This is a genomic window from Aerosakkonema funiforme FACHB-1375 (assembly GCF_014696265.1).
GTDB classification, from domain to species: Bacteria; Cyanobacteriota; Cyanobacteriia; order Cyanobacteriales; family Aerosakkonemataceae; genus Aerosakkonema; species Aerosakkonema funiforme_A.
On the sequence record NZ_JACJPW010000001.1, the window covers coordinates 62,762 to 83,700 of the forward strand.

19 protein-coding genes are annotated in these 20,939 nt (G+C 44.5%); 11 read left to right on the plus strand and 8 right to left on the minus strand.

The annotated features are described in order from the left end of the window. Positions 1 to 7 precede the first annotated feature (7 nt). The 4 genes from H6G03_RS00380 (at position 8) to H6G03_RS37650 (ending at position 4,674) form a co-directional block, all read left to right on the plus strand. Complete coding sequence (locus H6G03_RS00380) at positions 8 to 790, plus strand: HAD family hydrolase (protein ID WP_190460916.1); 783 nt, start codon at positions 8 to 10, stop codon at positions 788 to 790. 234 nt (positions 791 to 1,024) lie between these two features. Then, positions 1,025 to 2,923 carry an alpha-amylase family glycosyl hydrolase gene (locus H6G03_RS00385; RefSeq protein WP_190460918.1) on the plus strand — a complete coding sequence of 633 codons (1,899 nt, stop codon included), beginning with the start codon at positions 1,025 to 1,027 and terminating at the stop codon, positions 2,921 to 2,923. 7 nt (positions 2,924 to 2,930) lie between these two features. Further along, on the plus strand, positions 2,931 to 4,184 hold the full coding sequence (locus tag H6G03_RS00390; RefSeq protein ID WP_190460920.1) for a DNA double-strand break repair nuclease NurA: 1,254 nt from the start codon (positions 2,931 to 2,933) through the stop codon (positions 4,182 to 4,184). A gap of 259 nt (positions 4,185 to 4,443) precedes the next feature. Next, a complete protein-coding gene (locus H6G03_RS37650; protein WP_242057075.1) occupies positions 4,444 to 4,674 on the plus strand; it encodes a nucleotidyl cyclase domain-containing protein in 231 nt (76 codons plus the stop codon). 13 nt (positions 4,675 to 4,687) lie between these two features. Here H6G03_RS37650 and H6G03_RS00400 read toward each other — a convergent pair whose 3' ends face one another. The 3 genes from H6G03_RS00400 to xseA form a co-directional block, all read right to left on the minus strand. After that, on the minus strand, positions 4,688 to 5,125 hold the full coding sequence (locus tag H6G03_RS00400; protein ID WP_190460922.1) for a MoaF-related domain-containing protein: 438 nt from the start codon (positions 5,123 to 5,125) through the stop codon (positions 4,688 to 4,690). Between the two features lie 135 nt (positions 5,126 to 5,260). After that, a complete protein-coding gene (gene xseB, locus H6G03_RS00405; protein ID WP_190460924.1) occupies positions 5,261 to 5,515 on the minus strand; it encodes an exodeoxyribonuclease VII small subunit in 255 nt (84 codons plus the stop codon). Continuing rightward, entirely contained in the window at positions 5,515 to 6,804 is a 1,290-nt protein-coding gene (gene xseA / locus H6G03_RS00410) for an exodeoxyribonuclease VII large subunit (RefSeq protein WP_190460927.1), read from the minus strand. The genes xseB and xseA overlap by 1 nt, the downstream gene beginning before the upstream one ends. Before the next feature lie 222 nt (positions 6,805 to 7,026). On the opposite strand from xseA, the gene recA reads away from it, so the two are divergent. Further along, entirely contained in the window at positions 7,027 to 8,097 is a 1,071-nt protein-coding gene (gene recA / locus H6G03_RS00415; RefSeq protein WP_190460929.1) for a recombinase RecA, read from the plus strand. A 148-nt stretch (positions 8,098 to 8,245) separates the two neighbouring features. Here recA and H6G03_RS00420 read toward each other — a convergent pair whose 3' ends face one another. Beyond that, on the minus strand, positions 8,246 to 8,980 hold the full coding sequence (locus H6G03_RS00420) for an FHA domain-containing protein (protein WP_190460931.1): 735 nt from the start codon (positions 8,978 to 8,980) through the stop codon (positions 8,246 to 8,248). A gap of 70 nt (positions 8,981 to 9,050) precedes the next feature. On the opposite strand from H6G03_RS00420, the gene H6G03_RS00425 reads away from it, so the two are divergent. Continuing rightward, complete coding sequence (locus H6G03_RS00425) at positions 9,051 to 9,200, plus strand: hypothetical protein (RefSeq protein ID WP_190460933.1); 150 nt, start codon at positions 9,051 to 9,053, stop codon at positions 9,198 to 9,200. A 392-nt stretch (positions 9,201 to 9,592) separates the two neighbouring features. On the opposite strand, the gene H6G03_RS00430 is transcribed toward H6G03_RS00425, so the two are convergent. The 3 genes from H6G03_RS00430 to H6G03_RS00440 form a co-directional block, all read right to left on the minus strand. Beyond that, on the minus strand, positions 9,593 to 9,937 hold the full coding sequence (locus H6G03_RS00430) for a DUF1815 family protein (protein WP_190460935.1): 345 nt from the start codon (positions 9,935 to 9,937) through the stop codon (positions 9,593 to 9,595). A gap of 315 nt (positions 9,938 to 10,252) precedes the next feature. Next, positions 10,253 to 10,465 carry a DUF2839 domain-containing protein gene (locus tag H6G03_RS00435; RefSeq protein WP_190460938.1) on the minus strand — a complete coding sequence of 71 codons (213 nt, stop codon included), beginning with the start codon at positions 10,463 to 10,465 and terminating at the stop codon, positions 10,253 to 10,255. A 122-nt stretch (positions 10,466 to 10,587) separates the two neighbouring features. Further along, positions 10,588 to 12,135, minus strand: a complete 1,548-nt coding sequence (locus H6G03_RS00440) for an ATP-dependent DNA helicase (RefSeq protein WP_190460940.1) — start codon at positions 12,133 to 12,135, stop codon at positions 10,588 to 10,590. 223 nt (positions 12,136 to 12,358) lie between these two features. Here H6G03_RS00440 and ctpA point away from each other — a divergent pair, with 223 nt between their 5' ends. Next, positions 12,359 to 13,594: a carboxyl-terminal processing protease CtpA gene (gene ctpA, locus H6G03_RS00445; protein WP_190460942.1), complete on the plus strand. Its 1,236-nt coding sequence runs from the start codon at positions 12,359 to 12,361 to the stop codon at positions 13,592 to 13,594. A gap of 403 nt (positions 13,595 to 13,997) precedes the next feature. Beyond that, positions 13,998 to 16,397: a GAF domain-containing protein gene (locus tag H6G03_RS00450; protein ID WP_190460944.1), complete on the plus strand. Its 2,400-nt coding sequence runs from the start codon at positions 13,998 to 14,000 to the stop codon at positions 16,395 to 16,397. Positions 16,398 to 16,539: 142 nt separating this feature from the next. Here the strand turns inward: H6G03_RS00450 and H6G03_RS00455 are convergent, their stop codons facing one another. Next, entirely contained in the window at positions 16,540 to 16,917 is a 378-nt protein-coding gene (locus H6G03_RS00455; RefSeq protein ID WP_190460947.1) for a histidine kinase, read from the minus strand. Between the two features lie 273 nt (positions 16,918 to 17,190). Between H6G03_RS00455 and H6G03_RS00460 the strand changes: the two genes are divergently transcribed. The 3 genes from H6G03_RS00460 (at position 17,191) to H6G03_RS39410 (ending at position 20,829) form a co-directional block, all read left to right on the plus strand. Beyond that, entirely contained in the window at positions 17,191 to 17,385 is a 195-nt protein-coding gene (locus tag H6G03_RS00460; protein WP_190461173.1) for a hypothetical protein, read from the plus strand. Between the two features lie 680 nt (positions 17,386 to 18,065). Next, positions 18,066 to 18,656, plus strand: a complete 591-nt coding sequence (locus H6G03_RS38605) for an MASE1 domain-containing protein (protein WP_255512151.1) — start codon at positions 18,066 to 18,068, stop codon at positions 18,654 to 18,656. Positions 18,657 to 18,720: 64 nt separating this feature from the next. Continuing rightward, positions 18,721 to 20,829, plus strand: a complete 2,109-nt coding sequence (locus H6G03_RS39410) for an adenylate/guanylate cyclase domain-containing protein (protein WP_407650704.1) — start codon at positions 18,721 to 18,723, stop codon at positions 20,827 to 20,829. Positions 20,830 to 20,939 lie beyond the last annotated feature (110 nt).

The following is a 20,939-nucleotide window of genomic DNA, read 5'->3' on the forward strand; positions in this document are numbered from 1 at the left end:
TAAAAAAATGTCAGAAAATAATCCCAACATTCTAGCTCTCGATTTTGACGGTGTTATTTGCGACGGGCTGATCGAGTACTTTGAGACGGCTTGGCGCACTTATTGTCAAGTGTGGTCGCCTACAAATTTAACGCCGCCGGAGGATTTAGCGGCGAGGTTTTATCACCTGCGACCTGTGATTGAGGTGGGCTGGGAAATGCCTGTGCTGCTGCGTGCCTTACTGGTGGGTATACCGGAGGAGAAGATTTGGCAGGATTGGGTAGCGATCGCTCAGCAAATCCTCGTTGGAGAAGGTCTGAAAGCTACAGATATGGGCGCAAAGCTGGACAGCATCAGGGATGAATGGATTGCCAGCAATTTAGCCGAATGGCTGAGTCTGCATCGCTTTTATCCGGGAGTTGTAGAACGATTGCAACAAATTATTGCCAGTCCGGTTCAGCTTTATATTATCACGACTAAAGAGGGACGATTTGTTCGGCAACTATTGCAGGAACAGAATATCGCGATGTCTGAAGGATCGATCTTTGGTAAAGAGTATCGGCGTCCTAAGTCTCAACTTTTAATCGAATTGATAGAGGCTTCAGCTGAATCCCCAGCGATCTGGTTTGTGGAAGATCGGCTGAAAACGCTGCAAGGGGTGAAAAATCAGCCAGAATTGAATGAGGTAAGGCTTTATTTGGCAGATTGGGGCTACAATACTCAAGCGCAACACGAATCTATTCGCTATGACAAGCGGATTCAGCTTTTATCCCTTTCTCAGTTTGCCGAAGATTTTTCTGTTTGGCCTTAAATTTAATTATTTTTTAACTGTATAAGTTAAATATAGGTTAAAAATTTTTTGGCGTTTTAATAATAAATTAAGCAACTGCTGTAACGCTGCGATCGCTTGATTTTTCACGTTTCTATAGAAGGCGGGCTGGGGTTGACAGTCTGGACAATTTAGCAAGTATTGTAAATAATTAGTGCATTAAAAGCGAAATTTGATGCGCTTGTCGATATTTTCACAACAGAGCGAGCTAATTTTATGGTACAAACTCCTTCATCTCCAGCTCAGTTGAAACTTGATGTCACAGTAGCCAAAGCAGCCGCTGGTTTTCATACAGAAGAAGTTCAACCTGATAAGTATGCAGATTTTGAGTTTCTCTTTACCAGAGCTATTGAATTTCGTCAAGAAACAATTTATTTCATTGTAGTCGATCGCTTTTGCGATGGCGATTCAAACAATGACGAAGGCCCAACACCAGAACTTTACGATCCAACTCGGACAAAATGGGGTAGATACTGGGGTGGAGATTTGCAAGGTATTATTGACAAATTAGATTATCTAAAAGACATGGGAGTAACCGCGATATGGGTTTCTCCTCTGTTTGAACAAGTGGAAGGTTTGCAGTTTGAATCTGCTGCCATGCACGGCTATTGGACAAAAGATTTTAAACGAATTAATCCTCGTTTTGTCGGGAAGGGCGAACCAACTTCTTTGTTTGAGTGTAATGTGTTCGATCGCTTGATTGCCGAAATGCACAAACGAGGGATGAAACTAATTCTGGATATTGTGTGCAATCACAGCAGTCCTGATGTAAACGGGCACAAAGGTGAGCTATACGATGATGGAGTTTTGATTGCTAACTTTTACAACGATGTTAACAATTGGTACTACCACAACGGGGAAATAACTAATTGGGAAGATGAATGGCAACTACTGTACGGCGAAATGGCAGGCTTAGCGACTTTTAATGAAAGTAATCCTGACTATCGCAACTATATTAAAACAGCAATGAAGCAATGGCTAGACCGGGGAGTCGATGCTTTGCGGATCGATACCGTTAAGCATATGCCAACTTGGTTTTGGCAAGAATTTATTACCGATATCCAAACTCATAAACCTTCGGTGTTCGCATTTGGCGAGTGGGGTTTCAGCAAGCCTTGGGATGGCAAATCGCCAGACTTTGCCAATAAATCCGGTATGTCAATTCTCGACTTCGGATTGTGCGAAGCGATTCGATCGGCTTTAGCAAAAAATAGCCAAGGTGGATTTTATTTAATTCAAAACATTTTGGATTTGGATTACCTCTACAATCGCGCCACGGAATTGATCACTTTTGTCGATAATCACGATATGCCGAGATTTCAAAGCCTTAATTCCGATCCAAATGTTTTAAGACTTGCTGTTAACTTGGTGATGACATCTCGCGGCATTCCCTGTATTTATTACGGCACCGAACAGTATCTGCACAACGATACAAATGGCGGTAACGACCCTTACAACCGCCCGATGATGGAAAAGTGGGATACCGATACCCAGATTTACAAAGATATGCAGTTGCTATCTAAGTTGCGGCGGATCAATCCAGCCATTTCTCTGGGAAGTCAGGTACAAAAATATATCACTCCCGATATTTACTGCTATGTGCGGAAATATCGAGATTCCCGTTGTTTTGTAGCGATAAATAAGGGTTATCCGGCTAAGATTGATGTGATGTCTATAGATTTGGAAGACGGGGAATATATCTGTATTATCACTAAACGTCATTTCCATATCCAAAACGGACAGTTGCGGGGTTTAGAATTGGGATCGAAAGAAATGATCGTTCTCAGTTACCTGGGAGAAAAGGTGCGAGGGCAAACTATTGTGCGGGCGCAGCTGAATGGTGTTGCTACCAAACCGGGAGAAACTATTGTGGTGACGGGAGATTGTCCGGAATTGGGTAATTGGGATATCAGTAAGGCTTTCGCTTTGGAATATATCAATCCGAATACTTGGTTTGGCGAAATTCCGTTTAACGAAAGTGCTGGGAAGGGAATCGCATACAAATATGCTATATTGCGGGAAAATCAAACTCCCGTGCGAGAAGAGGTCATCAATCGTCGCTGGATTTTAGCACCTCAAGGTACTGTGAAATGGCAGGACGTTTGGAACCACTAAAGTCATTATGCTGGATCTGACAAAAGTAGCGCGAGAAATGCAAGGTTTGAGTCAGCACTTGAGTGCGGAGGCGACGGCGAGTCGCCAAAGATTGCTAGTGGCTCAAAAATTGCTGGAGGAGGCTTATACTAGACAGGCGGAGTTGGCGGAACAAATAGAAGAAGGTTCCGATCGCTTTATATTTTACCCGCCCATCCCAGTCGAACCCTTAGATACCTGCCTTGAGATTCCAGTTCCCCCAAAGGCGCATACTGTCATCGCTACGGATGGTTCCCAAATTGCCCCTTCTCACCACGAGATTGCTTACTGCTATCTGATCAATATCGGTCGGGTGATGTTGCATTACGGGCAGGGACGCCATCCCCTTCTCGATAGCTTACCAGAAGTTTTCTATCGGCCTGAAGATTTGTATGTTTCTCGTCAATGGGGAATTCGTACTGAAGAATGGATGGGTTATCGCCGTACTGTCTCGGAAGCGTTAGTTTTGTCAGAATTAGCCACAGGTTGGGCAAAAAGTCAAGTTGTAAGTTCGGAGTTGGAAAAGAAGGAACAGGATAATCATCAATCGGAAATTGCCAATCCAAAATTGGATGTACCAACTTTAGCAATGGTGGATGGTTCGCTGCTGTACTGGTTTTTGGATGAATTGCCAGCAGAGGCGATCGCGCACATCATACCGCCTATTATGGAAGCTTGGGAACAAATGCGAAAAGTTGGCATTCCCCTGCTCGGCTATCTCAGCGCCTCTCGCAGCAGCGAATCTCTGAGTTTTTTGCGTCTGCAAGCTTGTACTTACTCTACTCCCAACTGCATGGCTCATTGCAATCATTCACAAGAGAAAACGCCGTGTCAGGTTTTCGATCCTTTAAGAGATATAATTTTTTGGGCATCGCGTTTGCAACCGGGACAACGGGGTCCGCTATGGCGCAGTACAAATAAAATTATTAATTTGTACGGTGATGATCACAAAATTTATTTTTGCTACGTTCATGTAGGGAGCGAAATTGCTCGTATTGAAATGCCGGCATGGGTAGCAGAAAATTCTGCTTTATTAGATTTATCCCTCGGTCTAATGTTGGCGCAAATTCAAAAAGGGGATGGTTATCCAATTGTACTTTCAGAAGCGCACAATCATGCGGTAGTAAAAGGTGGCGATCGCGCTCGCTTCTTCGCTTTGCTGGAACAACAAATGATTAAAGCAGGTTTGAAGAATGTGGGCACATCTTACAAGGAAACTCGCAAGCGCAGTAGCATCGCTTAAACTCTATTTAAATCAATTTGGCTTTGCATCTATATAAAACGGCCTAAACTATGGTAATTAATTGGACAATTTTATGGCCACCTTGCGTTCTACCGTCATAATGAAAACCGATATTTGTGGATTTACCACTTTAGTTCAAAAATTATCCCAAGCTGAACTAAGCACCTTACTAGATAGACATAAAGGTTTTATTTCTAATACTAATATTGCCACAAAAAATGAATGAAGTATTCTCAAAGGAGAAGGCGATTCCTTTTGGATGATTTTCTCCAGTGTTACTACAGCTGCTCTGGCGGCGGTAGAAATGCAGCAGGAATTGAGAGCTATCCAATCAGGTAAAGGAGACGATGAGCGTTTATCAATTCGTATATCTATAAGTTTGGGCGATGTTTTACATCAAGATAGAGATATTTTTCTCAAAAAATATATGAAAAACTCCACCTACAATGAGATGGAGTTTCCCGCCACTTTCAATAAAGGGCGTAGCTAACGCGGATTTGGTATTACTTCATTTCGCTCAATTTTGCTTTGTATTCGCTAATTTTCTTATCTTTAACACCATAGGCAAGCACAGCCTTTTTTTCCAAATCCAACACTTCAACTATCGCCGTTCCGTCTTTTTCTACCCACGAATTTATATGGACATTGGGGCGAATTTCTACAGAATTTATTGTTTCCTCTCCAGTTTTGCCTTTCTCGTTACCTGTAAGATATTCCCATTTATACTTGTTGGCTGCTGGAAAGTGTGCCTTTATTTTTAGTTCGCCAAAATCAATCAAGAATGTTTTACCTACCCACTCAATTTTTTTCGGTTGTGTCGGTTGTGTTGTTTGTGCTACTGGTTGTGCTGTTTGTGCTGCTTGGGGCGGTTCTGGCTGCGTGCATCCAGCTAAGGCTATTATTGCCAATAAACCGATTAAGCTCAATTTTATGTCTTTCATATCTCTCCAGGAATTCAGCAAATAAAATTATTTCACATCATAGATATTTTATAAAAAAATATATATAAATTTTATATTTTGCTGGGTCGAGCGCTGATTTGCTAAGCAATCGATGATGGCATATGCCAAAATCTATCAAAAAGAATCTGCTTCATCCACAAGAGTTTCAATCAACAAATCCACCTGTTGTTGTTTTTCTTGCAAAAAAGTTTCGCACTGACGCAAGTATTCAACCGCAGCGGCAAACTCATCAAAAATTTGAGCTAATTCTAATTTACCCGATTCTATTTCGGCGATGATCTTTTCAACTTTTGTAACTGCTTCTTCGTAATTCCAGCTTTTCTCTAATGGGATGTTAGCGGAAACTGGTGAATTCGGATAATTAATCATCAAATATCCTTCTTTTTATAACTTCGCGTTTTTCTTGCTTTCGGTTGTGAAATCCGATCATCTAAAATTTCGGTAACTTTGACTTTTACTTGACCGTCACTCAACTGAATCGACAACTCCTGTCCTAATTTTAAACTAGCAGCAGAACGAGAAATAGTACCATCTTCTTGCCGTACCACCGCATAACCGCGTTGCAGTACAGCTTTCGGGTCGAGTGTTGTCAATTTTTGCCGCAGTAGCTGACAGTGCTGACTGGCTGACTGAAATTTTAGGTTTGTCACTTGGACTAATCTTTGACGCAACCAAGAAAGCGATCGACTTTCTTGCTGAATTTGCCTGTCTAATCGCAGCCGCCGCAACTTATTTCGCAATATTAAAATTTTAGCTTGCGCGGTATCTAATTGTCGATCGACAACTTCTTTCAAAGTCGCAATTCTTTCTCGATGTTGTGCAATTAAATAGTCTAGTTCCGGTACGACTTGTTCGGCGGCAGCTGTGGGAGTATGAGCGCAGAAATCAGCCGCCAAGTCAGCCAAAGACTCATCTCTTTGATGACCGATGCCGGTCATAACGGGAATTGGACATAAAGCGATCGCTCTCACCACCCCTTCATCATTAAAGCAGCTTAAATCCTCAACTGCACCGCCCCCTCGCGCTAAAATCAAAACCTCTGCCCGACCATCTCGCTCCACTCGTTCGATCGCTGCCACAATAGAAGCGGGTGCCTGCTCGCCCTGCACTTGCGCTGGAGAAAAGAGTACGTGCAAACCCGGATAGCGTTGCCTCAGTGTTTTACGTATATCCCCCCAAGCGGCGGCAGAGGGTGAAGTGACGACAGCAATAGTTTGGGGATGAATGGGAAGCGATCGCTTTGTTTGGGGGTCGAACAGTCCTTCCGCTTCCAGACGCGATCGCAACTGCTTGTAGCGCAACGCCTGCAACCCTTCCCCGGCTGGAAACGCCTGCCAAACAGTCAGCTGATATTCTCCCCGCTGGCGATAAACGCGAATGCTGCCCAAAACAAGCAACTGTTCGCCTTTTGTCGGCTGCTGTGCGAGTTTGGTCATTTGGCTATTCCACACCACACAGCGAATTGTTGCTTTCCCGTCTGAGTCTTGCAGCGTAAAGAACAGCCCGCTGGGATGCTTATTAGTGCTAGAAACCTCACCGTATACCCAAACTTGTCGCAGTCGATCGTCTTGTTCTAACAAGTCTTGGATATAGTCGGTCAACCCAGCCAGCGATAGGGCTGTATCTGGAATTACAGTATCGGTAAAATAAGAGTTCATTTCCACTTCGATCCCGAATCAGCTTAAGAAAGCTTTAAACATGCCCTAACTCCTCAGATGCTAGACTCCGATCGAGCATCAACAGCATTTTAAACCAACTAAAGAACAGGCAAGCTTGGACGTTCCAACAGGGGTAGACTAAACTAAAATAGTATATCTGTTCTAGTCAGGTCTCCCAGACCACCATTTTAAAACCTCCTAACCTAGAGACGCGGAATAAGTATGGTAGCAAATGATATCGCTGGCAAGGAAAAAGCGCTAAACCTGGTACTCAAACAAATTGAACAACAATTTGGTAAAGGCGCGATCGTGCGTTTGGGCGATGCTACCCGCATGAGGGTGGAAACCATCCCCAGCGGGGCACTAACTTTAGATTTAGCCTTGGGTGGTGGCTTACCCAAAGGACGGGTGATCGAAATTTATGGCCCAGAAAGTTCCGGTAAAACAACGCTGGCGCTGCACGCGATCGCAGAAATACAAAAAGCCGGTGGCATAGCCGCCTTTGTGGATGCCGAACACGCCCTCGATCCCACCTACGCGGCGGCGCTGGGTGTCGATATCGAAAATTTGCTCGTTTCGCAACCCGATACTGGGGAAGCAGCACTGGAAATAGTCGATCAGTTAGTACGTTCTGCGGCGGTTGATATTGTGGTTGTTGACTCGGTAGCCGCCCTGGTACCGCGAGCTGAAATTGAAGGCGATATGGGCGATGCCCACGTTGGTTTGCAAGCTCGCTTGATGAGCCAAGCCCTACGTAAGATAACTGGTAATATAGGCAAATCTGGCTGTACGGTCATTTTCCTCAACCAACTGCGCCAGAAAATCGGTGTCACTTACGGCAATCCAGAAACCACTACTGGTGGTAACGCCCTCAAGTTCTACGCTTCGGTGCGACTCGATATTCGCCGCATTCAAACCCTCAAAAAAGGTGCGGAAGAATTCGGGAACCGTGTCAAAGTCAAAGTTGCCAAGAACAAAGTCGCTCCGCCCTTCCGCATTGCCGAGTTTGACATCATCTTTGGTAAGGGCATTTCCACAATGGGCTGTATTGTAGACATTGCGGAAGAAGTTGGTGTGATTAACCGTAAAGGAGCGTGGTACAGCCACAACGGTGAAAATATCGCCCAAGGTCGGGACAATACCATCAAGTATCTAGACGAAAATTCCCAACTCGCCAAAACTATCCAGCAGCAAATCCGCGAAAAATTGGATAAGGGAGCTGTAGTTTCCGCTAACTCGGTAGCTCACCCAAGCGATATCGAGGAAGAAGAAGATCTCGAAGATCTGGAATAGAGTTAAGAGGGAGAGCGGGAGCGGGGGGGAGTGGGGGAATTAATATGTTGACTTTTCCCTCCTCCCGACGCCCGACGCCCGACGCCCTAACCCCTTTTTGACTTTTGACTTTTGACTTTTAGCTCCCCCACTCTCCCGCTCCCATAACTCAGTTTTTTTCTATTGTTGTATGACGACTGCTCAGAAAGCGGTCTAAAATTTGCGATCGCTCAGATGCCGTCAAATGCGGTAAAGAAGATGGTGAGGTGGGGTCTTCAGAGGAAAGTTTTGCTTTGAGAACCAGAGAAGTATCATCTGGTTTCTCACTTAGATAATCATCTTCGTCGGCAAACGTTGTCAGCATCTGTCGATCGGTCGGTGCGGGAGGACGGACTGTGCTGGCGTTGATTTGCGCGAGTATTTCTGGGGGTACTGGCTCTACCGTTTGGGCTGTTTGACCAAAGAAAAAGGTTATGGCTAAACTTCCCAAGCGAATTCGATCGCCATCCTGGAGCAGCACGCGCTTAATCACCGGTTCGCCGTTGACAAATGAACCGTTGGTGCTGTTTAAGTCAACTAAGTAGAAACCTTCGTTGTGGATATACTGTATGGCGGCGTGACGGCGAGACATCCACCCATCCCGGACTGGCAGGGCAATACGACGATCTCGCCCTATTATCCAGATTTTTTGAGGCTGAAATAGTCGCTGCGTTTTGCCGTTAAGTAAATTGGTGACAATATAAGCTTGCTGCCCCTGCACCACTCCTTGCACGTAAGCTGGTGCCCTCCCTAGAGATGAAGGGGCTGAGTTTTCTAATTGTAAAATTTCATCTAATAAGCCACGATTATGCTCGTAAATCCTTAAAAATACCTGATATAAACCGAGGCGTTTTTCCAGTTCCATACCTTCAGATGACTCCAGGAGCAATGAGATGCTTGGCGTGGATACACGCGGGTGAACGATCGTTAGCTAGATGTTGAATCCGAGACTGCTGTTGGGAAATCAAGCAGTTACTGCTACCCTTGGCTCGATCGGTCTTTTGGCTCCCACCCAGGTGACTGGCTTACCAGCTACTCTCCATTCAGGAGGTCAAACTACCGTATTGACTATTTCAAGATGCTAAAAGGGCACACCGCTATATTTTCCCTGTTTATTAACTTAGAAGGTTTAGGCTTTTAAGAGTCCCGCACAAATACGGAAATATTATAAAGTTTTCCTAATTTCTACTTATTTACAGATACACCTTGGTTGTGCAGTTCGTTACCACTAAGATATTTATGTACGAATGGCGACATTTTTGTTGATTAAAATTATTTTTGGTTAAAGAAAAATATGCCAGGTATTTGAGAATAAAAAAATCGGCCTATCAGTGGCGCGATCCCAGTAAAATAGAATGATTGCGTTTCAAAAATGAGCAGCACAAAGACGATCAGCCCGACACTGCCTTACCGCTGACAGGGCGGGACTGCTCGCTTCTAAGACTGAATCACTAGGTAAACTGTGCGATCGAGGTTTCTAATCTGTCTTGGCGCTAACAGCACAACACCCAGAAGCTTCCATTTGGTATTTAACGAGATTAGCTAGTTCCTGTAGCTGAGAGATAGCTTCCGCACCCTCTAGCTTCATTAATTCCCGATCGTCTCGCATCTCTGTCCAAGTTATCCCATAATCGGAGACTAAAAATCTGATCAGATGATTATCCCCCAAGCTAACCATGAAAGAGGCGCTTGTCATTTGGCCACCGCACGTATAGCAAGAAGCTAGGTATCCTCGCCGCTCTAGCACGATTGCCAGCGCTTGAAGGTTCATAACCAGATCTTGAACAAATTGGCGGTGTTGCTCTGCAAGTCTGATAAACACGGTTATCCTCCAACCACCACACCTAATTTTAGACGTGTTTTAGATTTTCTTAAGAATTCAGACATTCTGAGGTTGGTAAAATGGCCACCAGACTTTTCCACCGAACGACTAACTCTTTTGCTTTAGGTTAACCTATCGAGGGTGTCAGCAACGTATCAGTAGTGACAGTCCGATCGATTCAACTGCATCATAGACGCAAAAAACAAAAACGGAGTTCCTACCAAAGAAATACTTTGAGGACAGCCCAGGCAAAAAATGAAATTTTTAGGTAGCCCCAACTCCCTGAAGTCTGAATTTATCTGCTTGAGACAAGAGTTAATTAACTTGCCACCAACCGAAAGCAGGCCCTATAAACCGCACGCTCACCCAGAAAACGACCAGTAAGCCAATGCCTATCCAGGTACTGCGATTTACCCACTTAGAAATCTCTTGTGCCTGAGATTTCGTCAACGGGAGCCAGGGGACAAGGGAAGGTTCTTGCCCGTATTTATCTCCGAGAGTGGCTTTACGCCGTTTCGCTTCGCCCATGACTTTAAGAACTAACTTCTATACTTTGGCTTGATGATAGCGTTTGTCTTCCGGCGGTCGCCAAGTTTTTGACAAAAATACAACCATATGCACACAATTTAAGAGATTATTGCCGTATTGAATTAATTATCGGAACTCAAAAAGTTGAGGTCTAAATAGTCGATGCGGGCGAACGGAGAGAGAGCTGCCAGTACCTGCTGACCGTAGCTGCGGTGAATGGCACGGCTGTCCAGCAAAGCGATCGCGCCCTGAGTTTCTCGTACCGGAGCGATCGCTCTAGCAAGAGAGTTGAGAGTTTCCGGCAACAGATACAAGCGAAACCAATCCTGACGCTGTTGCTTGTAATAAGCAACGCGACCGGCAACCAAAGGATTTTCCAGAGATGGGATCGGCAAACTAGCGATCGCGAGCAAATGCGGTGCTGGAAGGACATTCTGATACTCAAGCCAGAATTCCCAACCTGTGACCAAAATGCCATTCTCATCCAAACAAGTTTTTTCCACCTGAACCCGCGAGCCAAACTCAGCTGCCAGGGTTGCCGCCACCTGAGCCTTCAGCGGCATATCGCTCACCAACAAAACCGTCAGCCCTCGTACCGCCGTACTCACAATCAGCAATCTGCGAATCTCCAACAAGAGCGCAGATTGAAATTGGGGCGTGTTGGGCATAGGTAACCCATCTGGTAAATACAGATGAATTAATTCATTGTGACGATCGGCAGAAAACTTCACACAAGTCAATTCTCCCAAACCCAGACGCTGGCGATAAATAGGAGCCTCTGCCTCCAACTCCAAAGCACCGCCAATTAAAACCACAGGTTGCTGCTGCCATATGCCGCTAAGAGTTGAAGCTACATCCACAGGAGCGCAGTACAAAGAAAACTGGCCTTGTCGTCGGGCAATTTCAGCCCAGACTAGCTGCCCATCACTTTGAAATCGCTGCCAAAAAATTCTCCACGCATCCGGTAAATCCCCGTCAGAAGGGGAAAAATTTTCTTCTGCGTCTTCTGATCCTGTCAATTTTTCATACAAATGCTTCAAGATATCTTGCTCTAAAGGCTCGATCGGATAGCATTCGTAGGGGTTAGTAGGATGCTGAAACACTGCCTTTGTCAGTTGCACTCGTGCATTGCGAATCGCCTTCGCCTGGGATGGTTTCGCCAACATCAATTCGTCCCAGTTGCCCGGTGCGATCGCCGCAGTCAGCCGTAAGCGAGTCCAAGTTTCCAAATCGTCAACACCATCTACGATGGTGGGAATGCCCGCGCCAAAACGGTTTTGGTTCGTCAGCCGATCGAAGAGCCATGCTTCTGGAGAAGTGAGTAACAGTCCCTGGAAATCCGCGTCAGGCAAAGCGTCACCCGTTCGGATCGCCTTCCGAGTCCGAATCCACCCCAACAGCTGGGGTATTTCCACTTTCAGCAGACGCTGCTGCACCGATTCCGTTGCTACCAGAATAACTGGCCCCGGCCAGATCAAGGCTGGTGCCAGGTAACTCAGGCGATACCGCACGTTTATTCCTGCGGGAACTCCTACCTGAATCAAGGCGCTCCGCCCCAGTCGCAACGCTCGTGCCACCAGCCTTGCCATCGTTAAATGATGGGGCCAGTGTCCTGCACCTAGCGATCGCAGGAACGCTCGCAGTGAGTTGTGTACTTCTACCTCAATCACGATTTCAATAAATTCTTGTACTGACTTCAGTCTGACACAAGCCTGGGAGCGGGGGAGTAGGGGAGTGGGGGAGCGGGGGAACTCTTGAGCGAAAGAATGAATATTTTTCTTTTTCCCTTTTCCCTTTTCCCTCTTCCCCTCTTCCCTAACCCCTAACCCCTAACCCCTAGTTTTTTGACTTTTGACTTTTGACTTTTGTAAAATGAAGTCTAAAATTTGTGCTATGAAAAAACGCTTCTTTAGGTTCGGATTCCTACTACTCCTATCGGTTGTTTTTGTCTTCGGCTGGTGGACGCCGCCTGCCTCTGCTTTTACAGACGAACAAAAGATAATAGCAGAAGTATGGCGAATTGTCAATCAGTCCTATGTTGATGACACTTTCAATCATCAAAACTGGTGGTTAGTGCGCCAAAAGGCACTAAAACAACCTCTCAAAAATCGCGAGGAAGCATACGCAGCAATTGGACAAATGCTGGCAAGTTTGGCAGATCCTTTTACGCGACACCTCCAACCCGACCAATATCGGAGTTTGCAGGTCAACACTTCTGGAGAACTGACGGGTGTGGGACTGCAAATTGCCCTGGACGAAGAAACTGGAGAGTTGCAGGTGTTGTCGCCGATCGCAGGTTCGCCAGCGGAACGGGCAGGGATTCAACCGCGCGATCGCATTCTGGAAATTGATGGTTTGTCAACAAAAAATATTAGCCTTGACGAAGCTGCTGCGCGTATGCGCGGCCCCATTGGCACTAACGTTACCCTCAGAATAATACGAGATAAGACAGAACCGCAAGAAATTAAATTGGTACGCGATCGCATCGCCCTCAATCCAGTGTTTGCAGAATTGCGTACTCAACCAGAAGGATTGCCATTTGGCTACATTCGCCTCAATCAGTTTAACGCTAACGCCACTCAAGAGCTAGCTAACGCGATCGCTCGCTTAGAGCAAGAAGGAGCTGAAGCTTACATTTTAGACCTGCGGAACAATCCAGGCGGCCTCTTGCAATCCGGAATCGAAATTGCTCGCCTTTGGTTGGATAAAGGCACTATTGTTTATACAGTCAATCGCCAAGGAATCATCGGCAGTTTTGATGCCACGGGATCTGCACTTACCAAAGATCCCCTAGTAGTATTGGTCAATCGCGGTACCGCCAGTGCCAGCGAAATCCTTGCCGGTGCATTGCAGGACAACCATCGCGCTTTCCTTGTCGGCGAAAAAACCTTCGGGAAAGGCTTAATTCAATCATTGTTTGACCTCTCGGATGGATCTGGATTGGCTGTTACCGTCGCTAAGTACGAAACCCCAAACCATCACGATATCAACAAGTTAGGCATCATACCCGATCGAGTTGTCAGTTGGGAGTCTGTCAGTCGAGATCTAGTTGCTACAGAAGCAGATCCCCAATACAAAGCAGGCTTAGACTTGTTAATTCCGCCGGCGGTGATTGCCGATGCAGCCTAAAAAATAAGTTCCGGCACACTCGTATGGTTCTACATTCAAACTAAGTGAAGTACCCCAACCTGCAACGCTTACGGTTGGGGCTTCTAAGGCTATCTCAGATAAGAAAAATATCAAACAAAAATATCAGACGCAAAATTTTATATATCGCGGGGGATATCTGAGCCTGCGATAATTTTGGCTTCCCTAATTGGTTTAGATTGAAAACACCAAAAAAGTGCTGTTCGCATAAAATAAAACTGATTTTTTTATTATAGCAGATAACAATAATCTAAACTAGAAAAATTGAAAAAAAATGCTTTACTGAGATATTTTGGATACATTAATCGAATTTTACCACTTCTGTCTGCTCCAATTTTCCTGCCTTTATACGTGTTTTAAATCCAACGTCCTTGGGTGCAAACTTATGAATCACTTAAAACCGATCTCTTCTGGAGCAGTAAGCAAGAGCGAGATCGAACTTGCTCAGCAAGGTAAGGAAAACCAAGCAAACGAGCAAAATGTGCAGAATAAGGAAATATTTTTGTCTAAAGCCTCTTTAACGGCTAATGATGAGGCTTATATACCTCAAACTGCTGAAACGGAAGCAACAGACGCATCGGAAAAAGACCTAAACTGGCTGGTTTGTTTCCAGCAAAACAGCCAGCAGCTAGTGGCTGCAATTGAGCTACCAGACTTTGCGATCCGATATGCTAACAATTACTTCTCCCGTTTAGTAGGTATAGAAGTTAACCGCCAAGAGATTGGGATTAAGGGGATCGGGCTTTCCGATTTATTCTCGGATTGGGATGGCCCAGATGGGGAATCTTTATACCGTCGGCTGTTACTGGGTTTGGTTTTGCAAGATATTTACCAGATTGACATTCAAGGTCTCTTCGACCAACCGATCGTCGCCTCTGTCGGCAAATCCGATCGACAAGAACTGCGCTGGGTGGAGTTTTGGTTGCGATTACCCGACAAAAGCGCTGACGAATGGCCACAATTAAAAGTTGTCCGCCTCGATCGCAATGTAGACGAGTTTGCGGATTTGAATATCGAACAGATGGAGACGGGAGATTGGCAAAATTGGTTAAGAAACTCTGCCCAGATAGAATTGCTTTTATCCAGATTGCAACCGAACAACTACCGGGTAGAAGGATTGCTGCTGCTGGAGGGCGTTGATGTCACAATCCGCGAAATGCTGCGCCGCCTCACGAATCTGTTGATTGACCAAGACTCGATTTTACGACCGAAGAAGTTTCGCAAAATTGACCAGTTGCTGAGATCGGTTCTGCACGCCAAAAATAGCTTGATTTTAAGTACCGAACGTTCCGAGGCGCGGCTGTTTTTTGGGCCGGACTCGAAAGATTTAAGAACTACTACTTATTCCATGCAGTCTCTGCAAGGGTCGCACTTTTTACGAGCAGCGGAGGCAAATCAAGTTTGGAACGTTGCCGATCTCAGTCAGGATTGTCCTACCGAGTGCGAGCGATGGCTACTTGAAATGGGTGTCCGTTCTTTGTTGCTCATTCCATTGGTCGTCAAAGCGAAAGGATATAAAGCGGGATTTCGGCAACTGGCAGGCGTAGTGGGATTGACGAGCGATCGGGCTTACAACTTCAGCAGCCTTGACTGTCGGTATGCTTCCGAACTCATCCTCCCTTTTACAGTGGCGCTGCGTCAAGCTATCCAGTTAAGATTTACTCAATTTAACAATATCCACCCAGCAGTGGAATGGAAATTCTTGCAGGAAGCAGAACGACGCAGCTGGGGAATGCGCCCAGAACCAATTATTTTTAGTAATGTTTACCCCCTGTATGGCATCTCGGACATTCGCGGTTCTTCTGAGGAGCGCAACCGTGCCATTCAGACTGATGTGCTGGAACAATTTCATCTGGGATTAAAAGTGGTTGAGGCATTCTGTCAATCTCAAGAAACCTCTTTAGGGGAACAACTTCGCCTCGATCTGCTTTATCACATCGAACAAATAGAGTCGGGGATAACTGTAGATGCAGAAGTCACAGCCATTCGCTATCTGCGTTCTTCTTTGGAAATTTACTTCGATTACTTTGCTCAATGCTGTCCGAATGTCAACGCAGCTGTCGCGGCTTACCGATCGGCGTGCGACAACGAGCATCAGTGCGTTTACAAGGCTCGCGATCGCTACGATCGCACGATCGGACAAATCAACGCTCTTCTCCGAGAAACTTGGGATCGCTGGCAGGTTTCCATGCAAAAAATCACACCCCACTACTGCGATATCGAATCTACCGACGGTATCGATCACATGATCTATGCCGGCGCATCCATTGACCCAAAGTTTTCAACTTTCCATCTTCGCAGTTTGCGATACGAACAACTGCGAGCTATGTGTGACTGTGCTAGAACAGCCTTCAGCATTCAAGCGCAATATAACACCCAAATGCAAGTAACTCATTTGGTCTTAGTGCAGGATGCTACAGTTGACATCTTCCACAACGAAGACACCGAAAAATTATTTGAAGTTAGAGGCACCCGCGACACCCGCTACGAACTCGTCAAAAAGCGTATTGATAAAGCTATTGACACACAGTCACACGAGCGCATAACCCAACCGGGTATGCTTACTATAGTTTACTCCACTGATGACGAGTGGACAGAGTATCAACAGTACTTGCGCTACTTAGCTCGCGAAGGCTGGATTGATAGAGAAGTTGAAGGCGGTACGGTGGAACCACTGCAAGGAGTGACTGGCTTAAAATTTGCCCGCGTCCGCGTTCTACCCAATATAAAATCTATCACCGATTTAAAAATGCTGGATGAGGGGTTAGAACCCCCAAATTTGTAATAGGGGGAGTGGGGGAGTGGGGGAGTGGGGGAGTGGGGGAGTGAGAGAATAAATATTTTTCGCTCTTTCCTCTTTCTTCTTCCCTCCTCCCTCTCGCTTTTCCCTCCTCCCTCTTCCCTCTTTGCTAGCGTATAGTGGCAATTCAGCAAACCTGAGTCGCCAGTTGACGGCAACCTTTCAATCCCAAAGTGGGATTGCTGCGATAGTCTGCTTCTGGAACCCAAACATTGAGAGATCGATCCAATCCGATCGAATAGATGTATTCAACGTTGGGGTCGTAATTGACACCCACTCTTAAGTTAGAAAAATCATCCTCGCAAATCTCATAGCCAAACCTGACGACAATCTGAGCTACTAAGCATTCAGGAGTATCGCAGTATTCTCCGCAGGTTTCTCTTTCTTGCCAAAACTTTTCTAAAAATGGTTCGAGGATGAGCAGGACTTTGTTTGGTGTGCCATTTCTGCTGGCGTAGACGATGACAGGATTCCCTTCTACGACGATGTGACAGGATGTAGGCATTGCTGTTGGAGATACGGGTTTCTGTATCCAGGTTAGCGCCCTTCTCTATTCCTGCGGTAGATGCAGATTTAGAGTCTCTTCAGGTATGGCTTCCAGCTGGGTAGGCGGAACAAGCAAGGCGATCTTGCCTGCGGGGACGCCGTCAGACAAAGAATTTGTCAAACAAAAGTATCCCGCTAACCTTAAAATACTATTAATTTTTATTACAAAATCAATTCTGTAGCTAAAGCTACAGAATTATCTGATAAATTAGTTATAGAAGGCAATAAAGCAATGGAAAAACAAGGAGAAACTACTATGTCTGCTAACGAACAAGCTCGCGCTCTCATGATGCGTCATCAGCACTTGATTAAGAATCGACAGCAATCCATGCTGGGACGTGCAGCAGCTGAAGTTGGCTTGTCAGTTGATGGTGAAGATTTGAACGTTAATCAAAGCAAAGCGAACCCTAGTGTTCGGGCAAGCTAAGATGGCAGCCATCCCGCTTTGAACTAGGGGCTGTCAAAGCAAGATTAGAAATTGCAATTTTTCTTATCTTGCTGAGGTATGAATATTCTCGCTCAGCAAGAAGTTTAACAATCGTCGATGACATATAAGCGGCAACCAGGGCGTTCTTCTTGATGAAGTAACGCCTTTAAATTTTGGGGACGGAGGCTAGTGCAGACGGAGGAGCTGAGGGGATGGTATAGATAGGGAATCGCTGAATTTTGCGTCCTTGGCTTTCAAACAATATTTTTTGTGAAAATTAATTTGCTAATTCTTTGAGTCTTACCCATCTGAAACTTTCAACTTTTCAAATAAGATAGATAAAATTAAATATTCAATGCTTTGTTGCTGAAATTTGAGGTGGCTTTGCTAAAATCCAGCTAATAGCATATTTTCATAATTCAGAGATATTCTTGAGAATAAGCGCTCGTTTTTTTACAAAAAAAAGGTCAAAGCTTCACCCTGTAAGGCTTTGGCCTTTTTTTGTAACAAGAGCGGAATTTTGTGATAAGATAATATCTTTGCAAAATATCATTAATGAACAAACTAGAAAAAAGCGATCGCGCATTGGTATGTACAAGTGCAATTGAACACAAGGGATAATTTTCAGTATACATAGATACTTTTTTAGTAAATGAGTTGCGAAGTCTAGGGTATAAAATATGAACCCGAACAAAAATATTAGCTTTCGGCTTCCTCAATCTAGATTTTTACAGTACTTACTTAAAGTTACTTTAGTTGCGATCGCTTACTTTTTGGGGGGGAAACTGGCAGTCTCAATTCCAGGCGTAGCACTCTTAGGTTCCTCAGTATGGCCTCCGGCAGGAATTGCACAAGCTGCTTTATTATTGCTAGGAGTGCGTTATTGGCCGGGAGTAGCTTTGGGAGCATTTTTTTTCGATTTTTTAGGCATAAAGCCATCATTAATACTGGCGTTACAAGCATCTTTCGGTACGACTTTACAAGCTGTAGTGGCAGTATATTTGCTACGTCATCTGGGGTTTCGTACATCACTGGCTCGTTTGATAGATGTTATATATCTTGTTTTGTTCGGAGCTACTATTGCTACCCAAATAAATTCTACTTTAGGGCCACTCCGTATGGTTTTAACTGGTCTAGTTGAGTGGAATAAATATTGGGAAGTACGCTGGAATTGGTTTTTGGGGGATGCAATGGGAATCTTAATATTCACGCCATTGCTATTGATTATGTTGACCAAAAAAGGTACAAATAATAGTGAAAAAAAACTCTAAAATAATCATTCAAAATCGACTGTCATTACTAATTTGGCTGATTTTATTAGTAACAGTTAGTTGGATGGTATTTGCAGCGAGAACAGAGGCGCAAATTTCTCGTTATCCCCTGGAATATTTACCTTTTCCATTCATCATTTGGGCGGCAATTCAATTTGGTCAGCGCGGTGCTGTTTTATCTTCCTTCGTCGTATCGAGCATTGCTATATGGGGAGCATCTCAGGGAGGAGGCCCTTTTATTGCTAAGACTGATAATATCAGTCAGGCAATCCTATTTTTGCAAGCTTTTATGGGAGTGATTACTATTACTTCCCTATTATTAGCTGCTACAGTATCAGAACGTGCTGCATCTGAAAATTTGTTGCGCCAGAGCGAAATAAAATATCGAGAACTTGTAGAAAATGCTAACAGTATTATTCTCAAAATTGACTGTGACGGTAATTTGACATTTTTCAACGAGTTTGCTCAGAAATTCTTTGGTTTTACTGAGGAAGAAATCTTGGGCAAAAATCTGGTTGGTACGATTATTCCCCAAACAGATACAACAGGGAAAGATTTAGCAGCTATGATGAGCAGTATCTTGCAACACCCGGAGCAATATACTCGCAACGAAAATGAAAATATTCGGCGCAATGGCGAACGAGTTTGGGTAGCGTGGGCTAATAAACCGCTGTTTGATTTAGCAGGAAATTTTATCGGCATACTTGCTATTGGTACGGATATCACCTCGCGCAAACAAGCGGAATTATCGCTGCAAAAGTTGAATGAAGAATTAGAACTCAGAGTGGAAGAACGAACGGCTACGCTTGCTGCTACTGAAGCCGAACTACGAACTTTATTCGCCGCTATGACTGATATGATTTTTGTGCTAGATTGCCAGGGGAATTGTCTCAAAGTAGTCTCAACAAATCCAAATATTCCGAAACAAATCGGCCCGAAACAAGTGTGTAAAAGCTTACACGCTGTCTTACCAAAAGCAGAGGCTGATACTTTTATTAAAAATATTCAGCGAGTTTTGGATACGCAAGAAACAGCGAACTTTGAGTACAGTTTATTGTTCAAAGATCGACTGGTGTGGTTTTCTGCCAATATTTCACCCATATCACAAGAGCGAGTGATTTGGGTGGCGCGGGATATTAGCGATCGCAAAATTTTAGAAGATAAGCTACAGCAATCTTATGCAGAATTAAATGCTCTTTTAGCGTCGATGACAGATATAATTCTCGTAGTAGATTCTAAAGCTAAAGATCTGAAAGTTGCGCCGACAAATCCGGGACGTTTATACCCGCCTGATGTTGATATTATTAGCCCTACAGTGGAACAATTTTTAATCGGCGATAATGCCGAAGTTTTTTTAGAGCAAATTCAGCAAGTACTGCATACAAAACAAACAATTAATTTCGAGTATAACCTGCCTGTTGGCGACTCTGAATATTGGTTTCTCGCTACGATTGCACCCGTATCTGAAGATTCGGTGATGTGGGTAGCCCGCGATATTAGCGATCGCAAACAAGCTGAGTCAGCATTGCGTTTGGAAAAAGAAAAATCTGAAGAATTATTGCTAAACATTTTACCAGAACCAATTGCCAATAGACTCAAGGAAGATCAAAGCGCCATCGCCGAGAGCTTTAATGAAGTGACGATTTTATTTGCCGATTTGGTTGGCTTCACCTCTCTTTCCACAAAACTTCAGCCGATCGAATTAGTTAACTTATTGAACCAAATTTTCTCTTCCTTTGACCAAATTATCGAAGAACTCGGTTTAGAAAAGATTAAAACGATTGGCGATGCTTATATGGTAGCGGGAGGATTACCGATACCTAAAATTGACCATGCGGAAGCAATTGCAGAGTTGGCATTATCCATGCTAGATATCATGCAGCAATTGCAGATTGACAGGGGGTACCAACTACAAATTCGGATCGGCATTAACACGGGAATTGTGGTAGCTGGAGTGATTGGGAAGAAAAGATTTATTTACGATCTATGGGGCGATGCGGTTAACGTTGCCAGCCGTATGGAATCGCACGGACAACCAGGATGTATACAAGTTACATCAGCAACTTACGAAAGATTGCGAAATAAATATTTGTTTGAAAATCGTGGTAAAATCCAAGTAAAAGGTAAGGGAGAAATGACTACCTATTTCCTGAAGGGAAGAAAGTCGGCTTAGAAATGGACTTTACTATTAAAATAATATTTAAAAACCCAAGTAATTCTTGGTATGTTTATTTAACAGGGAATATTTAATATATTTAATTTTCACATAGACCGAGAGAAGGG